The sequence below is a fragment of the Bradyrhizobium erythrophlei genome (assembly GCF_042430365.1).
Classification (GTDB): domain Bacteria; phylum Pseudomonadota; class Alphaproteobacteria; order Rhizobiales; family Xanthobacteraceae; genus Bradyrhizobium; species Bradyrhizobium erythrophlei.
Map to the genome: position 1 here is coordinate 38,456 of NZ_JBHMET010000233.1, position 22,009 is coordinate 60,464.

Sequence of the window (22,009 nt, forward strand, 5' to 3'; positions counted from 1 at the left end):
GCCGCCTTCAACTGGTCAATCGGAGCGGGATCGGCCGACCGGTAACGTCGAGGCCTCTATTTTTCGAATTTTTTCGCCAGCGGGCCGCCGGGCACCGGACCGCATATAAAGAAGGCGGGGCAGCGCGGGCAGGTCCGCGTCGACTCCTTTCTCGGAAACCGTCCCGCGCGGATCTCCTCGAAGACCGCCACGGCGGCCTCCCTCCTGTTCGCCAGCATCCTCGGCTTCATGGATACCGCGTTGACCGCGGCATCGCTCAGGTGGACCAGTTCTACCGTGCAGCCCGGAAAGGCTCCCTCCGCCGCCAACGCGAAGACGGCCGTAGGCACCGATTCAAGGTCCTTGGAGCCGGCGTGTCCGGTCCGGACGGAGCGCACATGCGTGCGCCCGTTCCGCGCCGACAGCACCTCGTCGGGCGTGACGACGATCTCGCCGCCGGTCACGATCAGGCGCATTTCGGTGGCGGGCAGCCTGCCGTATCCGGAGCGGCATTCCACGAAGTATCCGATGAGTTGCCTGGCTATGCGCTCGAAATCGCCTGAATAGCCCTGGTCGTCGAGACCGTTCTCGTCCCAAGCCTCCGCGAGCCGGCCGTCGAGTTCTGCCGACGATGGTGCGGACGCGCTCTCGATGACCCAATCGACAACCGCTCGCACGGCACCGTGCATGCGCATGAACGGCGTTTCGGTCCTTCGCCCGCCAACCTCAAGCACGTGCGTATAGAGAAATCGCCTGGGGCATCGCTCGTAGAGCCCGAGCTTGTGGTCGGTCAGACGGATTCCCGTAGGAAAGCCGACCGGAATGGGCACGTCGTCCGCAGGAATGGGCAACGAGGATCTCGGGCGGACCGACCCGTGCTCGATCTTGCCGCTCAGTCTGTCGACGAAGGGAGATCGGGCTCGCGTTCTGCCGTTCGCCGTCTTCGTCGGCGAATAGAGCAACAGACGGTCGCGGGCGCGGGACAGCGCGACGAAGAACAGACATTCCTGCTCCTCGACGTGGCCGGCCTTGAGGACTTCGATGCCGGTACCATCGACGCCCTCCACCATCCGGTCGGGCGGCGGGCACCCCCTCACGTGGTTGGGAGAGCGCGGAAGCGTATCGGCGTTCATGCCGGGGATGTGGACCGCACGAAATTCGAGTCCCTTGCTGCCGTGGATAGTCATCAGTCTGACGGCGTCGATGCCCTGCGCCGCAGCCGGCAGCTCGCGGAGGTCCCGCTCGTCCGCGAGGAGGACCAGGCGCCTGATGCGATCGAGCAGGCGCCGCGCTGGCAATCCGGCTCCGGATGGTTGGGATCGCACGAAGTTCATGAACTGCCAGATCGCGACGCCCCGGGCCCGCTCTGACAAACCTGCCGAACTCGCGATCCCGGCCGCGATCTTCGTCCTGTCGAGCAGGTACGTGGCGAGGAAGGGCCAAGGAGCCGATCGCGAATCGAACCCTTGCAACGCGTCGCTCAACCTGGCCAGCGACTCCCGCGCGTCGGGCGACAGGCCTTGGATCCCGCTGATAGCGCCGAGCCATTCCACGGGCTGCTCCTCGGCCTCCTTGAGATGCCGGATCACAGCGGCCACCTCGGAGAGGCTCATCCGGAAGTGCGGCATGGTTGCGATCCGGACCACCCCCATGGCGCGGCGGTCGATCAACGTCGAGAGCAGCGAAAGCAGTTCCTGGATCTCGTCGCGCTCAAACAGGCTACCGAGATAGAGCACGGGCAAACCGAGACTCTCCAGACCGGCGGCGAGTCTCCCAAGCCGCTCGTTGCCCGTGCAGAGCACCGCTTGGTCGCGGTAGCTGATGCCGGCGGCCTTGTTCTCCGCGATCGCTTCCGCCACCGCTGCAATCTCGTCGGACGCCGTGTCGACTGCGCGGTATTGCGGCTTCGCGCCAGAGCGTCCCCGTTCGGGCTCCAGATCTATTTCGTCGCCCGCCGCTGCTCTCATATCGCGGCGGGCGAATTCGACGAACGTATCCACGATCTCACCGGTGGACCGGTAATTGATCCTCAATCTTCCGCGCTTTCCGCCGGCGAAGTCTTCCTTGCCGAAGCGCGCCACGTTCACCGACGAGGCCCCTCTAAATCTGTAGATCGACTGCTTGGCGTCGCCGACCACCCAGAGATTGTCTCCGTCGCCGGCTATGGCCTTGAGCAGCCGCACGCTGGCCCGGTTCACGTCCTGGAATTCATCGACGAGGACGTGACGATGCCGGCCGCGCAGGTACCCCAAGGCTTCGGCGTCAGACTCGACGAGCTCGACGGGCCGCGAGACCAAGTCGCCGAAGTCCAAACACTTCCGTTCGTTCTTCAGCGTCTCGTAAAAGGCATAGACCCTTGCCACTTCCTGGCATTTCTCGGCCGCCGCGATCTGGTCCGCCGTGCTGGCCGCAGCGAGCATGTCGTCCGCCAGCCGGGCGTACTGCGCCGCGCCGACCACCTCGTCCTTGGCGCGCGAGATGGCGGCCAGGATGTCGCTGATCTCGAACGAGGGATCCCAAAGGTTCTGGTAGTGCGTCAGGCCGAGCCGCGGAAACCCATCGGACAACAGATCGATCGCTTCCGTGCGGTCCATCATGCGCGGGTTGGGCGGCAGGCCCAGACGATCGTAGTATCGGCGGATGATGTCGAGCCCGAACGAGTGGAAGGTGCCCACCCACATCGCGGCGGCGGCACGCGGCCGTTTCGCGGCGATCCGGTCCGCGAGTTCTCCCGCAGCCTTGTTCGAGAACGTCAGTACCAGGATCTCGTCGGCCGGCACATTCTTGACGTCGAGCAACCACTCCACCCTCGCCACGAGAGTCTGCGTCTTGCCCGTGCCCGGACCGGCTTCCAGAAGGAAGGGCGTGCCAAAATGCTCCGCCGCCTTCTTCTGTTCGTCGTTGAGCGGCTTTTCCTCCCGCGGGCGCTCGTCGAGAGTGACCGCAGGCAGAAGCAGCGCGTCCAGCAACTGCTGCGCGACGACGTCGAACGGGGCGCCTAGCCGAGAAGCGATGGCGGACGCGGTCATTCCTTGTTCGACATGGAACCGTCGGGCTACCGAACGAGGCAGCAGGAACTCGCGACCGAACAGATCCATCTGGACTTCGCGACGCTCGCGGCGTCCGTAGTCGACGACCCTATCGACGCCGACGGGAGCGGCCTCGGCGGGCCGCGACGGATCGGCTGACAAGGAGACGCTTTCCTCGGCCGAGCCACCCAGTTCGATATGGCCCAATTCGTGGCTGACGAGAAAGGCGTTTGCAAAGTCGTCGCCCGCGTCCTCGTGCAACACCGTCAACGCGTCCGGATCCCACAACGCGAGCGCGCCACGAAGGCGGACGTCGCCTTTCGGCAGCTTCTCAACCGCAATCGTCCGGCGCTTGGCTTCGGCCTTCGCGAAGTCGTAGGGTTTCCAGGGGTCAGCCCCTCGGGATACGGCTTCCAGGTGCAGCCGTTCTGCGGTCTGACGCGCGAGCTCGACGGCATCCATGCTAGTCGGACGCCTCGTAGATATCCGCCTTCTGCTCGGGCGTGACCTGCGAGGAATCAAGTAGACTATCGAATGCCACCTTCGCGGCGTCGGCGGCCGGCTTGGCGTCGGCCTTGTAGTTCACCGCCCCCGCCACGACGGGCGGCAGCTCCAGGTAGGCTACCAGTTCCGCTACGCTCATGCGCACCGCACGTGCGACGCGCGCCGCGAAGGCCGGCGGCACGGTGGACGCGATCACCAGGCGGTCGCGCAACGCGATGAGAACCGACCTCGGCACGCGCAGCCGGTCCGCCAGGGCGGCGAACGACGCGCCCCGGAAGGCCTCGAACGGATTTGCCGCGTTGCGGGGTTCGGCCGTGCCGGCGCCTCGAAGCTGTTTCAATGCGTTCTGGAAATCGTCTTCATCCTCGAAGGCCTCGGCGATGCCGCGACCCTCGACGCGGAGGTCGTGCGACAGAAGGACGATATCCTCGGCGTATTGCGGGTACAGGGCGAGGTAGCGATCGAGCGTGTCCCTGTCGTGGACGGGCTCGACGGAAAATGCGAGGAGGACGTCCTCCAATGGCATTTCCGGCTCTTGGGTCGTCATGTCTCTTCCTCATTGAGTGCCTTGCGGAGCACTTCGATCGCCTTATCCCTTCGGTTGCGCACGGTCTTCTCCGTGCACCCCAGAATGCTGGCGACGCTGTGGACGCCAGGCTCCTGGGACTCGATGGGATAGCCTTTCAGCAGCAATTCCATGACCAGGCGCTGAGGCTCCGGTAGGGTGTCAATCGCCGCGTCGAGCCTCGACCGGTAACCCGGATCGTCCAATTTTGACTCCGAAATCGGATTTTGAGTGGCGGCCGCCTCCTCGATCTCCGCGTTCAGCTCACTCGTCTCATCGTCGTAGGTCATCGGCGCCGACCGATCCTGGTCGCGCCTCGCCTTCCTTTTCGCCGTGGACCTGAGAGCAGCCACCGCATCGTCAAAATTGATCTCGAAGTAGTCGAGACGCTCCTCGTAGCCTTGGCGATCAAGGATCAAGAGCTCCTGGAATCGACCCATGACCGCGTCGGACACGTCGAGGTTGACCCCTGAGACCAGCTCCTTTCCATCGCCCGAACGACCGACCTCCGGCCTGGGCAGGCGGGCGAGGACGCGGCGCCGAAGTTCGCGATAGAGCGCCGCGAAGTGATCGTCGGAATTGTCCGACCTGGATTCCCTGACGAGGTGCAGCAGACATTCGGAGAACACGTAGTCCGAATGCTCCGGGTTACGCACCGAACATCGCTCAACGATACGGTCTCGGGGCTGGCTGGACAGACCATCCAGGGCGGCTTCGACTGCCGCTCGCCGGCGATACGGCGTTCCGTCGCGTCTGATTTTACGAAGTGGCCGGAGCATGCTCGACTACCTGGAATTGCCAGCTTGGCACGACGCTCGCATATAGAGGTGAACGTGGAACCGTGCAACGCGGACTTTGGGCTAATCGGTCGCTGATTCGAACGGATTTCGACCGTGGCGCCAGGCCGCGTCTTCACCGCGTCATGGCAAGGGGGTCCGAGCCCTTAAGAACACGCTTTCCCGGGCCCGCGCCAAGCGCGCGAGGTCGTGCGCGGAGCTCTTCTAGTGCGCGGCACGTAGCCGCTCGATGCGTTGGACGAGGCGGTCGAATTCCCTTTCAGGATCGCGATACCAATCGGTGGACCAAACCCTATGAATTTTCCAGTTCAGGCTCTCCAGGACGTCTTGACGTAGCCGATCCCGATCACGCGCCGACTTGGAGGAGTGATACGTAGCGCCGTCGCACTCGACGCCGAGAATATAGCTGCCAGGCTTGTCGGGATGCACCACTCCGATGTCGATCCGGTACTTCGCGACGCCGACTTGCGGATGCGCGTCATAGTTGGCGGACTTCAGTCGAGACAGGAACCATCGTTCGAAGTCGCTATCCGGCTCCTCCCCGCTTTGGCGGCCGGGGGTGAACGAACCACGGCTGGCATACTCGAGGAATTCCTTCAGCACGCGAACGCCGCGACGGTTGCCGTCGGCCACGATGCGTCCATGGTCGAGGGAGGTGAAGACGGTGAGTTTGCGCTTCGCCCGGGTGAAGAGCACGTTCAAACGCCGGTGGCCGTATGCGCGGTTCAGCGGACCAAAATGCTGGTGGAACGTGCCATCCGCCGTTGGTCCATAGACCGTCGAGATCAGGATGATATCTCGTTCGTCGCCCTGAACGTTTTCGAGGTTCTTGATGAAGAAGTCCTCGAGCTCTCCGTTCCATTTTTCGCGGTATGCTTGGATGTCGGGATCCGTGGCGGCCGTCTCGTCCATCAAGGTTTCGATCAAATCGCGTTGGGCCTGGTTCATGGCAACAATGCCGATCGAGCGGTCGGCGCGCGTACGCATGAGCTCCGCTGCCTCTTCGACAATCGCACGGGCTTCCTTCATGTTCCGGCCCTGCCCGACTTCATAGGCTCCATCGATCTTGCGGCAAGATACCCCGAAATCGGCATCATCGAGGACTGGGCTTGGATATACTAGCAATCGTTCGCCGTAGAACTCGCGGTTGGAATAGGCGATCAAACTTTGGTGCCGCGAGCGATAATGGACTTCAAGCATGCGCATCGGATGCCAGCAGCGGCGTCCGAGCTCGAGGATCGATTCTTCGGGAGCATCCTCTGCCTTCTCGTCGCTCGGGTCGTCCGAAGCGCTGAAGAAATCAGTCGGAGGCAACTGTTCAGGATCACCTACGATCACGGCCTGTTTGCAGCGTAGCATCGCCCCTAGGGCATCCTCGGGCCGCATCTGCGAAGCTTCGTCGATAACGAGGAGGTCGAAGCTGTGCCTACCGGGCTCGAGATACTGCGCGACCGACATCGGGCTCATCATGACGCAAGGGGTATAGGCCCGAATAGCGTTCCCAGCGTTGGAGAACAGCCGGCGCAACGCGATCCGTGGCTGTTGCAAACCAGTTTGATGAGTCAACATCTCATTGTCGGTGTAGTCGCGCGTGGAACCTGCGCGTCGACCTGGCGGTATGGATCGCGAATGAAGCTGGGCGGCGATCAGCTTGCGGTTCAGCTGAAGTATCTCGCGATCGAGGTCCTGGAAGCGCTTGCGTACCTGCTCGTGAGTATTTCCGGCATGCCGGCTCAGTACGGAGTGCTCTCGCATGAGCTTCTCCGCCGCCGATCGGTAGAAGGCGGCTTCGACAGCGTTTGCGACGCCGGCATACCGAAGCCCCGCCGCGGGCCAGCACCCGATGAGCTCACTCAGTCCAAGGTTAGCGGCTTCGAGCTCGGTCGATAGCAGCGTAATCTGTTTTTCCAAACCATCGGGAACTTGGGACGCCCGTTCGCATTTCTGCAATTGCGCGAGGATCGGTGCAGTCCTCAAAGGTCCACCGCACCATTCTTCTGGTCTCAACATGAGAAGTTCGTCCGCCGTCCGAGCGGCTCGCTCAACGTCGTCGATAGCGACCTTCAGATTTCCTGCGGCTTGCTTCAATCCGAACAATCGGTCGCCGTAACCTTCCTGCAAAAGATACCGTGCAACCGACGGCGGAAGTTGAGTCGACTGCACTTTCTCGACGAAACGGATCGTAGCCCGAACATTTTTGGCTCGCTCTAATTCCGATCCTGCCGCGAGCGTCGAGCAACCGTTCGTCGCCATAACGTCGGCCATCATCTGTTGCCGGAGAGCCTTAGCCTCTGTCTGCATTTGCAACGCCTTCGGAAGCGCCGCGATTGGCTGCTTTGGTTGAATGCCGAACTGCTGGCTGGTTCGGACGATCCAATCGAGAGCGGAGGCACGCGCTTCTCGCCTATCTGCCTCCGCGTGAATCGTGGATCGTGCGGCATATGCCGTCTGGAAGGCTTCTAAGAGATTCAGACTTTCGGCGGCTTCCGCGAAACGGACGAGCATCGCGAATTCGTCGGATTCGCTCTCGAAGGCCAACCGACGCAGCTCTCGTGCGCTAGGCTCGGCGAGTGGTGTCACCTTCTGTACCGACCGCATCCATTCCGACACGTCGATGAGTCGGTCAAACGGAGTTTCCGCCCCCTTCCAATGACGACCGCAAGCCGCCTTGGCCTCGGCACATTCGTCAAGTCTTTGCAATCGATCTTTCCACAACGCGGCGGCGAGCAACCGCTTAGCAGCCTCGAGAGGCGGAAGCTTCGGTTCGTCTGGGAACGTTTGGCGGCAGATCGCGCGCGCCGCCCGCCATTCTCCGCCGAAAAGTTTGCCGAGGAGGCCGGTGGAACGAAGGGTTCCTGCGGCTCGACGCAATTCGCCCACGGAAGGCATTGAGTCCGCGAGGCTCGATGTCGCCTGCTCGGAGAATCGAGCCTCAGTGGCGGCCGATCTGGCTTCTTCGGCAAGCCCACGAGCGGCGTTCAGTTCGTCGACTATCGCTTCCGCTGTGAGCGACGGCGAACGATAACGTAGATTGTCCTGTTGGATCTTTGGGACGACGAGAAGATAGCCGGCGGCCATCGCCTCAGATTTTACGTCAGGGACAGCGCTTGGATCGCGCCCCGCCGCGTGCAGTAGCTCCGCCATCAATTGGACGAGGGACGCAAATCCGCCCGCCGATTGCCTCGCTTCGTCGAGAGCCTTTGAGATCTCGTCGACCGGAAGAGCGGCCACGTCGAATGTAGTAGCCTTTTCCATCAGCGGCTCGACGGCGTCACCGCCGGCTTCAAGAGCCTGCTTTGAGCAGATGCCGTCGACCTGCAACTCGAGATCATGGGCTCGAATGCAGCGATCGGCCCAATCACCCAGCGATTTTCGAGCCACTTCGCCGGTCGCGAGGGCAAGCAGCTTTCCCTCAACGTCTGGTCCAGCCTCAGGCAGGTCCTCAATAACCGCCGCCGCGGCAGATGCGTCGGCTGGGGATTTGAGGCCTTCCCACGAGGTCGTGACAGAAAGCGACTCGACGTGTTTGAGAAGCTGCTTCAGCGCATCAGACCAACCAGCGACGACTTCGACCGCCTTAGTGCGATCGAATCGATTCAGATTCAGGTTGCCGATACCCCGCCACGGCTGCTGCGCTGGCTCGGCAGCATTACCCATCGAAGCCGCCCAGTCGTCCAAGGCCTTGCCGATTCCGACCAACTCTCCAAGCTTGAAGCGGTCGATGCCCAATGGGTCCGGAAAGCGGAATTCGACCGCCGGCTTTGGAGGGGCGGGATCCGGCGCGGCTCTGGTGAAGTCACCCCAAAGGACTTGATGCACGCTGAGACCCGTGGAGCCGGCCGGACTGTTCATCAAGCCCGCGTACTCTGTAAGGCGATGTCGCGCTTGTCGGAGAGCTTCGCGGGCGCTTTCAACCTCCTGGATGTTTGCGACGCGGCGAGGAGTTTCCATGCGCTCGCGTATCGATTTGAGCACCGATGCCTTCGACGCCTTCGCCGAGTGCACTTCCAAGCAATAGAGGCCGAGGTCCATGTGGTCGAGCCGATCCTTGACCACCTTCAAGGCGGCCATCTTTTCGGAGACAAACAGGACCGTCTTGCCGTGCCACAGGGCGTTCGCGATGATGTTGGTGATTGCCTGAGACTTACCGGTACCTGGTGGTCCCTGAATGACGAGATTTTTCCCCGCCGTCGCGTCGATTACCCCACTTAGTTGCGACGCGTCGGCTTCGATCACCAGCGCCGGGGCTTGTGATTCGAGTTGCGGCTGATCGACGTCATAGACTGGAGCGACGTTGTCGGTGTGCTCGCCGGCGACATCGCCATAGACTTGACCCAGCAGGGCGTGCACTTCCGGACGGGCATCTACCGGCCATCGAGCTGAGTCGAGATCGCTCCACATCGCCTGGCGAGCGAACGAAAAGAGCCCGATGGTCGCGAAACGCCTTACTTTCCAACGAGGCTTGTTGTTGAGACAACCAGCGACGTTAGAAAGATACGCTTCTATCCCTGCTTCCGAATCGTACTCCGGAAGATCGATGGCAAAACGCTTCAGCTTCTCGCGAAGCGCAACGTTGCTTGCTTCGTCGTCATCGCGGCCCGCGATCGAGTATACGTATTCACCGCTCGCGATGCGTTTTCCCATGTTAACGGGCAACAAGACGAGAGGTGCATAAGCTGGATCGGTCGAATCGTCTTGGTCGTACCATTCAAGAAAGCCGACAGCGAAACACAGAGCACTTAGACCTGCATCTTCCTGGAGCGCACGCGCCGCACTGTGAATGCTGGCGAGCTTCGGCTCGAGGCGGTCAGGAAAGAAGAGAGTCTGCAACGTATTGTCAGCGTGGTGCCGTGGAGCGGAATCTTTGGAGTGTGGCAGATCGTACGAAGGATCGATTCCGAGTTCTCGCGCCCGAGTACGCGGATCGGTCGCGACCCGCCACTCTGGCATTCCGAGCTTCGCACGCACGCGATCGCGAAGCGCCCTTTCGGCCACCTTGTCCTTCGTGCGGCGGCGATTGCCGGCGGCACGACGTGCATCCTCGGCCGCTAACCACTTAGCGTCCGTTTCCTTGGCGGTCTTTAGCGCCGCTCTGAATCCATCTGTCTCTTCATCCCGAGGCACCTCCTCGACGGGCGGAAGCGGCATGATATCGAGCGCCTGGCCGGAGGCCAGCGTACCAACCAGGAACCCTAGATCTTCGTCGACGATCCGAACGTGCTTCGCCGACGTCTCCGAGTGCCGAAAGTTCAGCATGGTGTTGCGCATGCTGAGGTCGATCAGCTTCTCGCGCGCTTTGGCAACACCGTCGCGCACGAGATCGGCTACGGCCGATCCATGCCCGCCAGTTGCAGGCCTGTCCGAATGCGGGAAAGTTTCCTTATTTGCCCCGAACGCCGTCATTTACCGAAATTACCGCCTGAACTGGTTGGCCAGGCATGTCGTCTCGTCCTGTGCGAATTTGCCGACCCGGCTCCTCAGAACAGCAATGCCCCTTGATTTCACGTGCATATTGCCTCACGGACAACCGGCCCGCAAGCCAAAGGCGCACCCTCTTTCGTTCAATGCAGCCAACCGCAATCCCTACGGTTTTGTGCGACTTCGCGGCCCGCTAGACCGGGTCTCGCGCGCATATCTAACCGCGCGGTAACGGCTGCCTATAAACCATTGACATGGCAATTGGCTCGCTTGAACCAGCGCTGCAACATGCATAGATCCGCGGCCGCAGCTTATTTAGGGGAAACTACAATGGCTCGACGGACTTGAAGTAGGCAAGTTCGCTTCGAGTACGACTAGCCCGGGAATTCATCTAGCGTGCCTTGCGTTTCTTCGGCTGCACTAAATCAACTTCTCGTCGAAGCCCTCTCGGCCGCCGCCGACGCTGCCGTCTGTAGAGCCCGGGTGGCCGGTGGGCAGAGGTACGAAGTCGGCTACGAAGCGAAGAAGACCGGTCGTTCAGCCTCCGCCGTGAAGAAGGCGGTTAAGAAGGTCGGCGACGCCCGCAAGCGGGTCGAGAAGCGTCTCGGTCGCCGAGGCCGCGATCGCCGGCGCCGAGCACGGCGCCGGCTGGCTCTCGATTTTCGCAGCGGCGAAGGCTCAGCCAGGTGTGGGTGTGAGCGGCGTCGATTCAGGTTGATCTGCTGCCGTCATGGGTTTCTTGTCGGAGGGCATCGTCACGGTCGCGACTCTGGCCCCAGCGAAGAACGCGTAGAAGATGAACCATGCTATCGACCATCCCGTCGGAATCGAGAACAACTCATCGCGTTTCGGCACAAATGGCGGGAGCGACTCGCTTTCCTCTCTGTAGACGTCGCACAGCGTTCCAATGGTGTCAAAAATCGTCTGCTGCGGCTCTTTGCGGATCGTAGCGTCGCCCGCGAGTTTGTTCCTCGCTTCGCAGAGCAAGGCGGACCTTGTCCCGACTGCCGTTCGGTTGATCCTCAAATGGTCGGAAGCGAAATCGATCAGACCTGATTTTCCCCGAGGCCGTGACGGATCTTCTTGATACGCGAGAATTTTATTGAGATCGGCGTGGATGGCAGTGATGTCGTTGAGACCAGCGGCTTCCTCGTCGAGCACCTTGCAGAGATCCTCGGGTGTTCCGGAAATAGTGATCGATAGCTTCAGGCCCTTGCTCTTGCATTTGGTGGCAACGGCACTCGCCTCGCGAGTCATCTTTGCCACGGCTTGCGTCGTTTTCTCACTGGCATCCAATGCCTGCAGATCTTGCATCAGCCCGGTCGTGCGCGAACTGGAGGAAGCGAACTGTGCGACAGACATGATCACGCCCGCAGCCGTCAGGACGATCCAGGCGCCATCAATTATGGTCTTGAAGGAGGGATGGTATCTGGCGATCCACCAATGACTGATGCTCCAGCCCAGGCCGGCGCTCACGAGGACGTAGACAATGGTAAGCATTGGCGGCTCAGGTGGCCCATTGACAAGGTTCAGTCGATTTTCGGTCGCGGGGCTGTCGATTGGCAAGTCCCGTTTTTGCAACCGCGCCGGCATTCGCACTTGAAGACCAGATAGACCTATTATTTTCGGAGGCGGACTGGATGTTCGCTAGATTGGCAAACCGAGTTGCGCTTCTTCCCGCTCGCCGCCTTGCAGCGACGAAAGCGAGACTCCCAATAGCCGAACCGGTTTGGGGACGGGTATCTCGTTTTGAAGCAGCGAAATCGAAAGGCGTTCGAGGTCGTCGCGGGTTGATATCGGAGCAGGCACCGACCTGCTGCGGGTGATGATCTCGAAATCGTTGAACTTCACCTTCAGCGTCACGGTCCGGCCCCGAGACCCTTTGTCCTCGCAATGCCGCCAGACCTTGTCGATTAGCGGCTGAAGCTCTGCGGCCATGGGTTCGAAGTCGGTAAGGTCGCTGGAGAACGTGTTTTCCGCGCCAACCGACTTCCGGATTCGATTGGCGCGGACCTCGCGGTCGTCGACGCCGCGCGAGATCCAGTAGTAGTGTGCGCCAGCCCTTCCGAAGTTGGCCTGCATGAATTCCATTGTCTGGTTGCGCATGTCGAGACCGGTGTGGAGGCCGAACGAATTCATCTTGGCGCTGGTCGCCGGACCGATGCCGTGGAATTTCCCGACGGGCAGCGCCTCGACGAAAGCCGGACCCATCTCGGGCGTGATGACGTACTGGCCGTTCGGCTTGCGGTGGTCGGAAGCGAGCTTCGCCAGAAACTTGTTGTAGGATATGCCCGCGGAGGCGTTGAGGCCGGTCACCTCCTTGATCTTGGCGCGGATCGCCAGTGCGACGTCCCGTGCAAGTGGGATCTGCTGCAGGTTCTCGGTCACGTCGAGATAAGCCTCGTCGAGTGACAGCGGTTCGATGATCTGCGTGTGCTCGGCAAAGACCTCTCGGACCTGCTGCGAGACGGCCTTATAGACCTCGAAGCGCGGCTTCACGAAGATCAGCTCCGGACATTGCCGCTTAGCCGTCACCGACGGCATGGCCGACCTGACACCGAACGCGCGGGCTTCATAGCTCGCCGCAGCCACAACGCCTCGCTCGCGGGATCCGCTGACGGCGACCGGCTTGCCGCGGAAGTCCGGATTGTCTCGCTGCTCGACGGATGCGTAGAAGGCATCCATGTCGACGTGGATGATCTTTCGCTGACGGGTCGCGGGCTCGGCCTTGCCGATGTCGTCCTCGTCAGTCACGTCGCCGATCCGGCAGGGTCTTCTTTCACGCCGCGAGCGACGACCCGCAGCGCTCCTTCAGGCAGCGGCCGTTGCAGCGTCAGGGCCTCGTCCGGAGGCGCAGGTTTCGACCTCTTCCGGCGTGGTCAGGATCACCGGCATCGCCTTCGGATGGACGGCGCCGACTTCGGCGTTCGGCTCCGTCGTGAGGAACGCGTAGAGGTCGTTGGTGGTTTCGCCTTCCTTGACCTTCCTGACCGACGTCCAGTTGGTCCAGATGCCGGCGAAGCAGGCCAGCGGGCGGGTCTCGTCGAGCGCGAACCAGATGTCGCCGCCCTCGGTCTTGTTAAACTCGCTGAAGCTGTTGAACGGCACCACGCAGCGGTGCTCCGGACCCAACCACCTCGTCCAGTGCTTGCTCTTCACGTTGCGGATGTTGGTCGTTCCGCCGTCCGGCTCCATCCGGAGCAACTGCTTGAAGTCTACCGGCTTGCCCTTGGCCTCGAGCTTCCCGGCGCGCTTCTTGGTCGCTTCCATCAAGGCGTGCTGCGACGACGGCATGCCCCACCGCGCGGTGGCGAGCTCCCGGCCTCCGGCGCCATTCCGCACGATTGGCGCCTTGCAGTCCGGAAACACGCCGGGCATCGGCGCGAGATTGCCGACGTACCGGTTGACCACTCGGAACAGCGCGCTGATGGCCGCCTGGTTAGTGGTGATCGAGTAGAGGTTGCACATCGGCCAAGGTTCGGTTCGAGAGCTGCAGCATTGTGTCGCTCAGGTTGGGGAGCGTGTCTCTCACTGGCCTACTCAAGTAGATCGATGAACGAGTCCACACCTTTCGACGCCAATACGTTCACGAGCCGGTCGACCCGCCGACGCGTTTTCTCGCATCTGGACGCCTTACCGACGGTCAGCATCTTGCGCAGCTCGACAGGCTGCACCATGAGCGCGTATCGGCTCACCGACGGGTTGGTCGCGAGACCTTCGAGCACTTCGATCACCCTGTCGATCCTGTCCTCGCCAAGCTTGGCAAGGCCGCCGATGACCGTGTAGAGGTCGTTGGGCGCATAGCCTGCGGCCAGAGCGTCGAGAAGCTGTTCCGTAAGCCAATCGGTGTCGACACCCCACAGAAACCAGAGACCTATGGAGCCGATCTCGCGGGCGAACTGGCTCGGGTCGCCGGTCGCCTTGGCCGCCGAAAGCCGGCGCAACCAGTAGCTCTCGGCGCGATCTCTGAAGATCGACGGTTCGGAGCTCCTGTTCGACCCGATTGTCAGCCCGATCAGCCGCATCGCCTCTTGACGTTCGGAGATCGGCGCGCGCTCCAGGAACGGGGTGAGCAATTCTTCCGGCAGCGATCCTCTTAGGAACAGCGTGATCAGAAATCCCGCAAGGCGATGACCGCGTGCCTCGCGGTCCTTAGGATCACCATCCGACATTCTGTAAATCTCGTCCACGTAGCAGGCGCGATAGGGCGGCTCCGCGATCAAATCGTCGACCGGGCCGACGTCGTCCTGTAGGTGCGCGAGCCAGGCAACCATGCGCAGCGGCTCGTCGTCGACGGGCAACAGCGACGGCAGTTGTTCCTTGAGCCACGGCCCTTCGATCCGGTAGAGCCGGTTCAGGTATCTGCCCATGACCATGCGTGGAGCGGCGCTCTCGTCGCTTCGATCGGCCAGGGCTTGCTCCAGAATGGACCGAAGTGCCCGGCCCGGCGGCGCGGCAGCGGCTGAATGCGCGGCCGTCGATCGGTCGGCTTTGGCGTCAAGCCAATTCAGGGCAAGGATGCACAACTCGACGATGCCGCCCGTCAACGTCTGCCGGGCGTCCACGAAGGACGGAGGTTTCGGCCGCCGATGGACTTCTACAGGCTCGCACGTATTCGATGCGATTGTATGTAGCGCCGTCGCGAAGGACAGGATCTCTTCACGAAGCATAACATCGATAGTCTTGGTTTTCCCAAGTCCGGACACCATTAGCGCGATGCAAGCGCGCAAGATCGGATATCGGTCGGGATCGTCCGGCCTGTGCGGCATGCGCCGAGACACCGTAGCCAGGAGAGCAAGGAGCGCCGACCAATCGAGTGGAACGGCGTTGAACGCCGCAGTATCCATGGCTTCTAGGTATCGGCGCACGAATATGGGCGCGAGCTCTGAGATCTCGACCGCGATACTAGAGTACGCAACGGGATCCTTCGAGACTGCGGTCCTAAATTCGCCGGCGAGCGCCGTGGTCTCGCGCGCCGAGTTCTCATCGGCACTCGGATCTCGATCGCTAAGGAAGGCGATCGTTGCCTCGACGCCGGCCGAATGCATCTCCTCGCTCGATCGCGGACTCTTCGCATAGTCGTAGATGCGGAAGTGACGATCGTTTGCCGCGCCGAATTCCGCGACGCCGGCGTCGAGAGCGCGCTGGCGTTCCGCGGGCAGAACGTTGCGCCAGCCGCCGACGATGTCGTGGATGGTGTTGAAGCCGTACTCGCGCGCTTCGGACTCATTCGGTTCTCGATCATGGACACCGACGAACCACTTTCTCCAGCCATCTTCGTCGACGAACGAGTCCACGTGATCAAGAATCGTTTGCTGCCTCGCCGGATCAAGGGTCGGAAACCAGACGTTCGCGATCATATCGTACTCGGTCCGGCACCACGAGGCTCCGATTAGGTCCGGATTCACCAGGTATGCCGTAGCCAGCTCCGGCACGTTGCCGGGGGACGACGCTACGACGCGCATCGCGATGCGCTCGAACAATCCACCACCGCGCGACCGGATTCGGGTGATGACGTCGCCCGTCCGCGATCCGTCGGAATGGATCGCCTGGGTGGCAGCGTCGACGATCGCCGCGGCAAGCGCGGTGGGGATGTCGCGGTGTTGCGGATTGCCGTCGATGTCGCCGAGAAGGTTATGGGAACGATCGCCGTGTTCGTCCGCGGGCAGGTATCCCTTCACGACGGCCACCTGGCGAAGCAGATCGCAGAAAAGTTCAAGCGCCGGTACTGGCGCGGGGGCTATGAGATCTTTAGCCGTGTCCGACAGGAAGTGTTCATACATGAATTGGTCGTGCAGCGTGGCCAGGCGCCCGTCTCTCGAAAAGACCTGGAAGAAGGCGGCAGCGATACGGAGGGCGGGGGCGCCCTGACCGCCGCGCGCGAGATTCTTCATGACGGTAGCGGGGTGCAGGAAAAAGAGCCTGGCGCCCGGCATGAGCCAGCCGGCGATTGTGTCAGCCAGCATGGCCGCGTCATCCGCAGGTAGCACCGCCGCGATCTCCACCCCGCCGAGTTGGACGTCCGGATGTGTCGAGGCGGCCAGCGCCCGGACCGCGGCGACGACGATGGCGCGGGTCGAAGCGTTCGGCGAGGCCGCCATCCGGAGAAGATAGCGTCCGACGGGCCATTGCCGGAAACCGGTGTCGTCCTCCTCCGGAGTGAAGAGCGGCTCGCCGAGCAGACCCTTCTCATCGAGCAGAGGCAGCCAGTCCTCGGAATTCAGACTCTCGTAGAACCCGTGCTGAAGCTGTCCCGCCCCCGGAATTTCGGCGACGAAGGCCTTTATGCCCCGTGCCGGCGGCATGGCCGCGATGTCCATCGCTCTCTGGAGCAGCGCCGCATAACGATCCTCCAGGGCGGAGGCAAGGCCTCGCATCACCACGTCGAAAGGGCGTGCATATCTTTCGCGAAACTCGTCATCGACGCGAAGGCTTTTGTCGAAATGCCGTTGGTGCGCAGAACCGTGTATGTCGCGAAGCGCTTGCCAGCACACGACGACATCTGCGTCGGGGTACAGGCCGAGCCGATCGCAGATACGCTCGATCTGTAGCCTGTGGTTCACTCGAGGCTCCAATTTCCCGGAAACACCCTGCAGTGCATCGTCGTCGTAGCCGAACGCTTTCAGCGACTCCACCGCCTTTCTTCTCTGGATCTTCGCTTCCGGGCTTTCGGCAATAACAGCATCCATCGGTGCGGCGAGAACCGCGCGGACGAGCGCTTCCAGTTCGCGCAGCGCATGTGCCGCGAGCGGCAAGGTCGTATGAAGCGGCAGGGTGCCGCTGACAAGCTCGCAGAAGTCCAGGTAGCGGTTCGCTACGGCGGTCCCCAGCAGAAGCCGGAGGGTTTCCCCCGTCGCAGTCTGTTCGGAAGTGAGCGGTAAACGGCTTTCAGTCTGAGACATCGAAGTACCGGCGGAGAAGAAGTGGCCGACCGAGGCGCGGAATCCCTTCCATGACGTGACAGCGACTGACCAATGGTGGCAATTCCGCGACCAGTCAACCATGCAGACGAATCCCGTGATCCCCCTCCAGACGGCGAGCCGGCGGGTCGAGGTCTCGCGCCTGCCTCTCGGATCTGCTTCCAAATCTACGTCAGGCGGTATCTCCGCCTGTAGGCATCGAGGAAGTCGCGATCGCAGCAGATGCAGCGGCCGCTCGTATCCTTGGCTCGCGGGTCGCCCAGGACCGGCGCGAGCGGTCGCAGCAGGTTGATCCGTGTCGTCGTGGTCGAGGCGGCCGGCATGCCGGCCGCGTGTTTGACGAGATCGGCCGCGAGCATGATCCCCGCGAGCGCCGACTGGAACACCATGGGGACGACGGCCATGCCCGCGTGGGCGCCACCGGTCAGTCCGACCATCAGGCCGCCGCAGATGGCGTTTCGGTAGAAGGTCTGCACCGGCTGGCCGACGAACATCTGGAGCGCATCGAACGGGACGCCGAACGCGGCGGCGACGCGCCGGACGAAGGGCTCGGGCACCGGCCGACGCGTCTGCAGCGGCGTCCGGATTTCCTGGTGCGCATCGGGAATCCTCAGTTCCTCCGCCACCCGTTCGTGCTCGTTCTTCACCGCGCCTGTCGGCAGGTAGAGGCAGGCCAGGCATGCGCCGTCGTCCGCGAAACCGTGCCGGGAAACGCCCAAGTCGACGTCCTGGGTCTAGGCGTTCACGCTCCATTTGGGCAGCGAGGCCTGGAGCGCGATGCGATCCTCGGCGGTGTCGAGCGCCACCGCGACCCGCTCGAAGGCGCGCTTGCGGCGACCGTCGACATAGTCGCTCCACCGTTGCGGATGCGCTCTCACCTTAAGCGCGCCCTGCCCGAACAACGCGCGGGCGAGCCGGACCTACCCGCGACCGACGTCGTGCTGCGTGACCATGACGTAGCGCTGTAGGTTCGAAAGGTCGGCGTTCTCGTGATCGACGAGATGAAGGATGCCGGCGAGACCTGGAACGCGCGACAATGCCTAGACCGCGCCGTTCCCGATCGCGCCCAGTCCCAGGAGATAGCCGTCTCCTAGATCGCAGCTCTCCGGCAGCGCCGATGCGGCCGCGGATCCCTGACCGTAGGTCGACAACGACAGGTCAATCCTGTGGTCGAGATCGCCGCGGGGAAGCTGGTCGGCGAAGATGCTTCTGAAGACGTTGGCGGCGCCGAAGCACGCGGCTGCGACGGCGCCGAACGGATTTGTCGTCGACCCGGACCCCACTGGCCCCTCCCGCGACAGCAGCGCGCGCCATCCATCGGAGCCGATGTAGATGACGTCGAGTCCGGAGGCCACCCCGGTGGTGCCGACAGCGACGACTATGTCGGCGTCGGCAAGCCCGTCCTGCAGTTCGATCGGATCGTTGATGCCAATAACCGAAGAACCTGGAGATCTTGAACGGCGCAGGATGGATTGCGACATCATGACTTCGCCGATAGCACTCCGCGAGCCGGCGTTGAACGAGCGCAAGACAATCAGTGGCTTCTACGATTGCTGGCAGTGTGAGAAACCGTTCGAGAAGAACCAAGTTGTCTTGGTTTGCGCCTGCGCTACGCAGCTTCGTGGCTTTGGGCCTCTTAGCCTTTCCTTTACGAGAATTCATATTTGAACGTCCACAATCGAAGGCAGTTCCGCTCTGTCAGGTACGGGACGTCGACCAACGGCTTTGATGGAGCCCTGACCTACCAAGAGGTAGTGGGACGAGCATGGCTCGTCCCACAGCGCAACGGATTCGCATTGCTTAAGAGCCGCCGCCGAACGTGCTCTCGTATCGGAACTTCGAAACCTCCTCCACCGACTTATTCTTGATTTCGTCGGTCGCCATGTTTCGATACTTGTCGACTTCCTTGCCGCACATAATCGCTGCGGCCGCACCGCCAATCGGATTTCCGGAAATGATCGTTCCGACAATTCCGCAGAGAAGTTGGGCGACCGTACCGCAATTGTCCTCTACGCGCGTGGAAAGTCCTTCATTGATCGAGGCATTGGTGATCGCGAGCCGTCCGCCGCCGCTGCCCACGCTGAACGTGCCGGTTCCCGTTATACGATAGGTTTTAGCGTCCGTGCGAAGGTGAGGATGGCAGATGAGCGTGCTACCAACTTTCTCCCGGATCTTCATGTCGACGGCTTCCTGATCAGCAACGCTCGCAGACACGCCCAGCCCGATCGACCCCTTGGGCACGATCTGCCACTTGCCGGCTGCCGACTTGATCTCCGCGTCGATCTGGATTGGGTCGGCGGCCAGATTGACGACCATTTCCTTGACATCGACATCAGACTTGAATCCGAGATCGCCGCAACATTCCGGATGCTCGGAGCCGCGTGGACTCCGAAGATCGTATTTGAAGTCACGGGCAGTCATCGAGAGTTTGCCGTCACCCTGGCCACGGTAATAACGGGCATCAGTCACCTTGAAGTCCACATTGCCGCGCCGATTGGAGTCATATCGTACTACAATCAGTCCATTCAGAGCCGCCGTGTCTACCCGCAGCTCGTCTCCCGCTACCCTGCTGATCGTCGCGTCCAGCGCTGCATTCGAAACCACGATGTCGCCAATTCCGTCGACCGTCGCGCCGTTAACGCCTCCTTCGACCTTCAGATGCCCCACGGGATAGGGATCGTCCTGAACGAACAGAATGTCATTGCTGGTCAGCTTGACCCTTGCGACGCGGATCTTGTTGGCAGCATCAAGCGAGATGTTCTGGGCCGATGCCTCCAGGGTAAACTCGTCGATACGGCCGAGCAGAAGATTGTCCTTCTTGCGGGTGTCGATGGCGAGTTCGCCGCTCAGGATCTTGCCGCCGTCAATCTGAACGACGCCAGCATTGTTCAACGCGAGTTGCCCGCCCTTGATATCCGAAGCAAGACCGGTCAACTTGCCGCTCAGGGCCGTTCCATTTGGCCCCCAGTTGATCGGCAGGCAGCCGGCCGGCGCTCCGGCCGGACATCCCAAGTCGAAATGAAGGTTGGTGTAGCCCAGGCGAACGCTGTTCGACGGGCTGAACCACAACTCAGCAGATACGATCTGAGTATCGAAGCTGCCAAACTGAGCGCTTACCGTCCTGTTCTTTCCCTGGAACGTCGCTTCGATGCCGTCGAGTTTCACAGCAGCCCTGTCGAGAACGACATTGGAGGGCGTCTTGGGATTCGAGTTGATGCTGAGTACCGAGCCGCTCGCGAGGTATCCCTCAAAGCTGCCGCGTGAGACCTTCAGCTGGCCGTTCGCAGCATCCAGGCTCGCGTTCTGAAAGACGATCTGGCTGCCCTCCGGAAAGTTCAGCGTGGTATCGCCGGCGGAGAGCGTTCCGCCCTTCAACAGCGCGGTCAACTGACCCAGCGTAGCGCTGCCGCGCTCCTGCACGAGGTCGTATTTCAGCTGGGTGACGATCACCTTGCTGCCCTGCTTCAGCTTGAGGAAATTGTTCACTGAAAGCGGGATGACCGCGTTGTCCTTGAACTCCAGCGCGAACGGAGCCAATGGATTACCGGCGGAATCGGTCTTGCCATAGATCGAGACCTGCGTAATCGGCCCCTTGTCCGGGGTCGCGCTGCTGCACGTCGCATTGTTGCATTTCTCGACCGGGGGCTTTCCTCGCGACGAGAGCGCAGCGATGGCGGGAGAAGCGTCAAGCGCAGCGAAGATTCTGCCCTGAAAGAAGTCGGATGAATCGTTTGCGAGCGCCAGGTGCTTTTCAGCCTCAACGACGCCGTCCGCATCCTTGCAGTTCGCGTCACCCTTGATCTTCAGATCGGAGTTTCCGGAGAAGAAGCCGCCTTCCCCATATTCGATGTGCTTGAAGGTCAGCACGGTACAGACGCCGCTGGTATTGCGGATCGTGACCGTGATGGGATTGATGAGATCGACTAGGCCGCGCTTGACCTGCGATTTCGCGTACTCGATCTCGATCCGTGCACGGTTGGCGGACGAAATCTGCCAGATCATCTCGGTATCCGCGACGTTGGTCCGCCAAATTCCCTTCTGAAGGTACGCGATCGCCTGTGCATTCGCGTTGTCGACGCCGGCGGCGATGCTTTCATAGAACGACGCGCCAGCTGCCGAGGCCTGGCTGCTCGACAGACCGCAAATCACAGTAAGCAGGCCAAACGCTTGCGCGACACGGCCTCGATATCTTGGCGACCGCATTGTCAATTGCGGCACGAAGGCGAAACTACGCATCTTTAGAATCTCCCCATTTGAAAGGATTATTCGATAAATCCCGCGCGCCGACGACGAGCGGCCAACCGGATCGGACCGATCCTTTGGCCGCTCCTTCGTCTCGACATTTGCGCGCGCCTGACCAGGGAATCGAGAACCAGGTTGGCCTAGGCGTCACCCAGCATGTCGAGATGCCGAACCGGCTTGGTCACCAGCTCTTCCACGGCGTTCTGCTTCGCGTGAACGCGAACGCCCTTCAGCCATTTCGGCATGCGGCGTACGGTTTGAGCCGTGACCGGCAATACCACTTCGCCGACGATTCCGTCGGGTGCCTTTCCGTTGAAGTCGAAATCCATGATCCCGTCGGCCGGCGGGACAATATAGACATGCGCGTCCAATTCGATCTGAGTCCAGCCGGTCGTAGGAACGTGACCACTAGCATGAACTGCAAAGACCTCCTGCGGTCCCGACTTGAACACGATGACATGAACTTGTTCGACATCCATAATGCGCGGCATAAGGGCTCTCCTTTTGTTGCCAGTGAAATTTCGTATTAGCGATCCATATTGAAGCGGCGGCTGC

At 61.7% G+C, this 22,009-nt stretch carries 12 protein-coding genes and 2 pseudogenes; 1 reads left to right on the top strand and 13 read right to left on the bottom strand.

Annotated elements, in window-relative coordinates:
- Positions 1-56: 56 nt before the first annotated feature.
- The 4 genes from ACFFWD_RS35525 to ACFFWD_RS35540 form a co-directional block, all read right to left on the bottom strand.
- Complete coding sequence (locus ACFFWD_RS35525; RefSeq protein ID WP_376973546.1) at positions 57-3,470, bottom strand: UvrD-helicase domain-containing protein; 3,414 nt, start codon at positions 3,468-3,470, stop codon at positions 57-59.
- A 1-nt stretch (position 3,471) separates the two neighbouring features.
- Positions 3,472-4,059 (bottom strand): hypothetical protein, encoded by a 588-nt coding sequence (locus ACFFWD_RS35530; RefSeq protein WP_376973548.1) that lies wholly within the window; start codon positions 4,057-4,059, stop codon positions 3,472-3,474.
- Positions 4,056-4,733: a DNA-binding response regulator gene (locus ACFFWD_RS35535; RefSeq protein ID WP_376973550.1), complete on the bottom strand. Its 678-nt coding sequence runs from the start codon at positions 4,731-4,733 to the stop codon at positions 4,056-4,058. The genes ACFFWD_RS35530 and ACFFWD_RS35535 overlap by 4 nt, the downstream gene beginning before the upstream one ends.
- A 345-nt stretch (positions 4,734-5,078) precedes the next feature.
- Complete coding sequence (locus tag ACFFWD_RS35540; protein WP_376973552.1) at positions 5,079-10,277, bottom strand: DUF4011 domain-containing protein; 5,199 nt, start codon at positions 10,275-10,277, stop codon at positions 5,079-5,081.
- Between the two features lie 498 nt (positions 10,278-10,775).
- Between ACFFWD_RS35540 and ACFFWD_RS35545 the strand changes: the two are divergent.
- Positions 10,776-10,904, top strand: a pseudogene (locus ACFFWD_RS35545) (DUF3606 domain-containing protein); the annotation flags it as partial.
- A 66-nt stretch (positions 10,905-10,970) separates the two neighbouring features.
- Here the strand turns inward: ACFFWD_RS35545 and ACFFWD_RS35550 are convergent.
- From ACFFWD_RS35550 to ACFFWD_RS35590, 9 genes and pseudogenes are all read right to left on the bottom strand, one after another.
- Positions 10,971-11,792 carry a hypothetical protein gene (locus tag ACFFWD_RS35550; RefSeq protein WP_376973725.1) on the bottom strand — a complete coding sequence of 274 codons (822 nt, stop codon included), beginning with the start codon at positions 11,790-11,792 and terminating at the stop codon, positions 10,971-10,973.
- Between the two features lie 147 nt (positions 11,793-11,939).
- On the bottom strand, positions 11,940-13,046 hold the full coding sequence (gene dinB, locus ACFFWD_RS35555) for a DNA polymerase IV (protein ID WP_446680537.1): 1,107 nt from the start codon (positions 13,044-13,046) through the stop codon (positions 11,940-11,942).
- Positions 13,043-13,760: pseudogene (locus tag ACFFWD_RS35560) on the bottom strand (SOS response-associated peptidase). Before ACFFWD_RS35560 ends, dinB begins: the two are co-directional and overlap by 4 nt.
- Positions 13,761-13,828: 68 nt before the next feature.
- The gene (locus ACFFWD_RS35565) at positions 13,829-17,296 is read right to left on the bottom strand and encodes a hypothetical protein (RefSeq protein ID WP_376973554.1); all 3,468 of its coding nucleotides are present in this window, start codon (positions 17,294-17,296) and stop codon (positions 13,829-13,831) included.
- An 83-nt stretch (positions 17,297-17,379) separates the two neighbouring features.
- Positions 17,380-17,931, bottom strand: coding sequence for a hypothetical protein (locus ACFFWD_RS35570; RefSeq protein WP_376973556.1), 552 nt, complete (start codon positions 17,929-17,931; stop codon positions 17,380-17,382).
- A gap of 15 nt (positions 17,932-17,946) precedes the next feature.
- Positions 17,947-18,090: a hypothetical protein gene (locus ACFFWD_RS35575; protein ID WP_376973558.1), complete on the bottom strand. Its 144-nt coding sequence runs from the start codon at positions 18,088-18,090 to the stop codon at positions 17,947-17,949.
- A 162-nt stretch (positions 18,091-18,252) separates the two neighbouring features.
- A complete protein-coding gene (locus ACFFWD_RS35580; protein WP_376973560.1) occupies positions 18,253-18,693 on the bottom strand; it encodes an E2 ligase fold family C protein in 441 nt (146 codons plus the stop codon).
- Positions 18,694-19,012: 319 nt separating this feature from the next.
- Complete coding sequence (locus tag ACFFWD_RS35585) at positions 19,013-21,448, bottom strand: hypothetical protein (protein WP_376973562.1); 2,436 nt, start codon at positions 21,446-21,448, stop codon at positions 19,013-19,015.
- Positions 21,449-21,594: 146 nt separating this feature from the next.
- Entirely contained in the window at positions 21,595-21,945 is a 351-nt protein-coding gene (locus ACFFWD_RS35590; protein WP_376973564.1) for a hypothetical protein, read from the bottom strand.
- Positions 21,946-22,009 lie beyond the last annotated feature (64 nt).

Bases quoted from the DNA above. Each gene is read 5' to 3' on its own strand.
- ACFFWD_RS35540 (WP_376973552.1), bottom strand. From the start codon at position 10,277: ATGACGGCGTTCGGGGCAAATAAGGAAACTTTCCCGCATTCGGACAGG.
- ACFFWD_RS35565 (WP_376973554.1), bottom strand. From the start codon at position 17,296: ATGGTTGACTGGTCGCGGAATTGCCACCATTGGTCAGTCGCTGTCACG.
- ACFFWD_RS35585 (WP_376973562.1), bottom strand. From the start codon at position 21,448: ATGCGTAGTTTCGCCTTCGTGCCGCAATTGACAATGCGGTCGCCAAGA.
- ACFFWD_RS35550 (WP_376973725.1), bottom strand. From the start codon at position 11,792: ATGCTTACCATTGTCTACGTCCTCGTGAGCGCCGGCCTGGGCTGGAGC.
- ACFFWD_RS35525 (WP_376973546.1), bottom strand. From the start codon at position 3,470: ATGGATGCCGTCGAGCTCGCGCGTCAGACCGCAGAACGGCTGCACCTG.
- ACFFWD_RS35530 (WP_376973548.1), bottom strand. From the start codon at position 4,059: ATGACGACCCAAGAGCCGGAAATGCCATTGGAGGACGTCCTCCTCGCA.
- ACFFWD_RS35590 (WP_376973564.1), bottom strand. From the start codon at position 21,945: ATGCCGCGCATTATGGATGTCGAACAAGTTCATGTCATCGTGTTCAAG.
- ACFFWD_RS35580 (WP_376973560.1), bottom strand. From the start codon at position 18,693: ATGTCGCAATCCATCCTGCGCCGTTCAAGATCTCCAGGTTCTTCGGTT.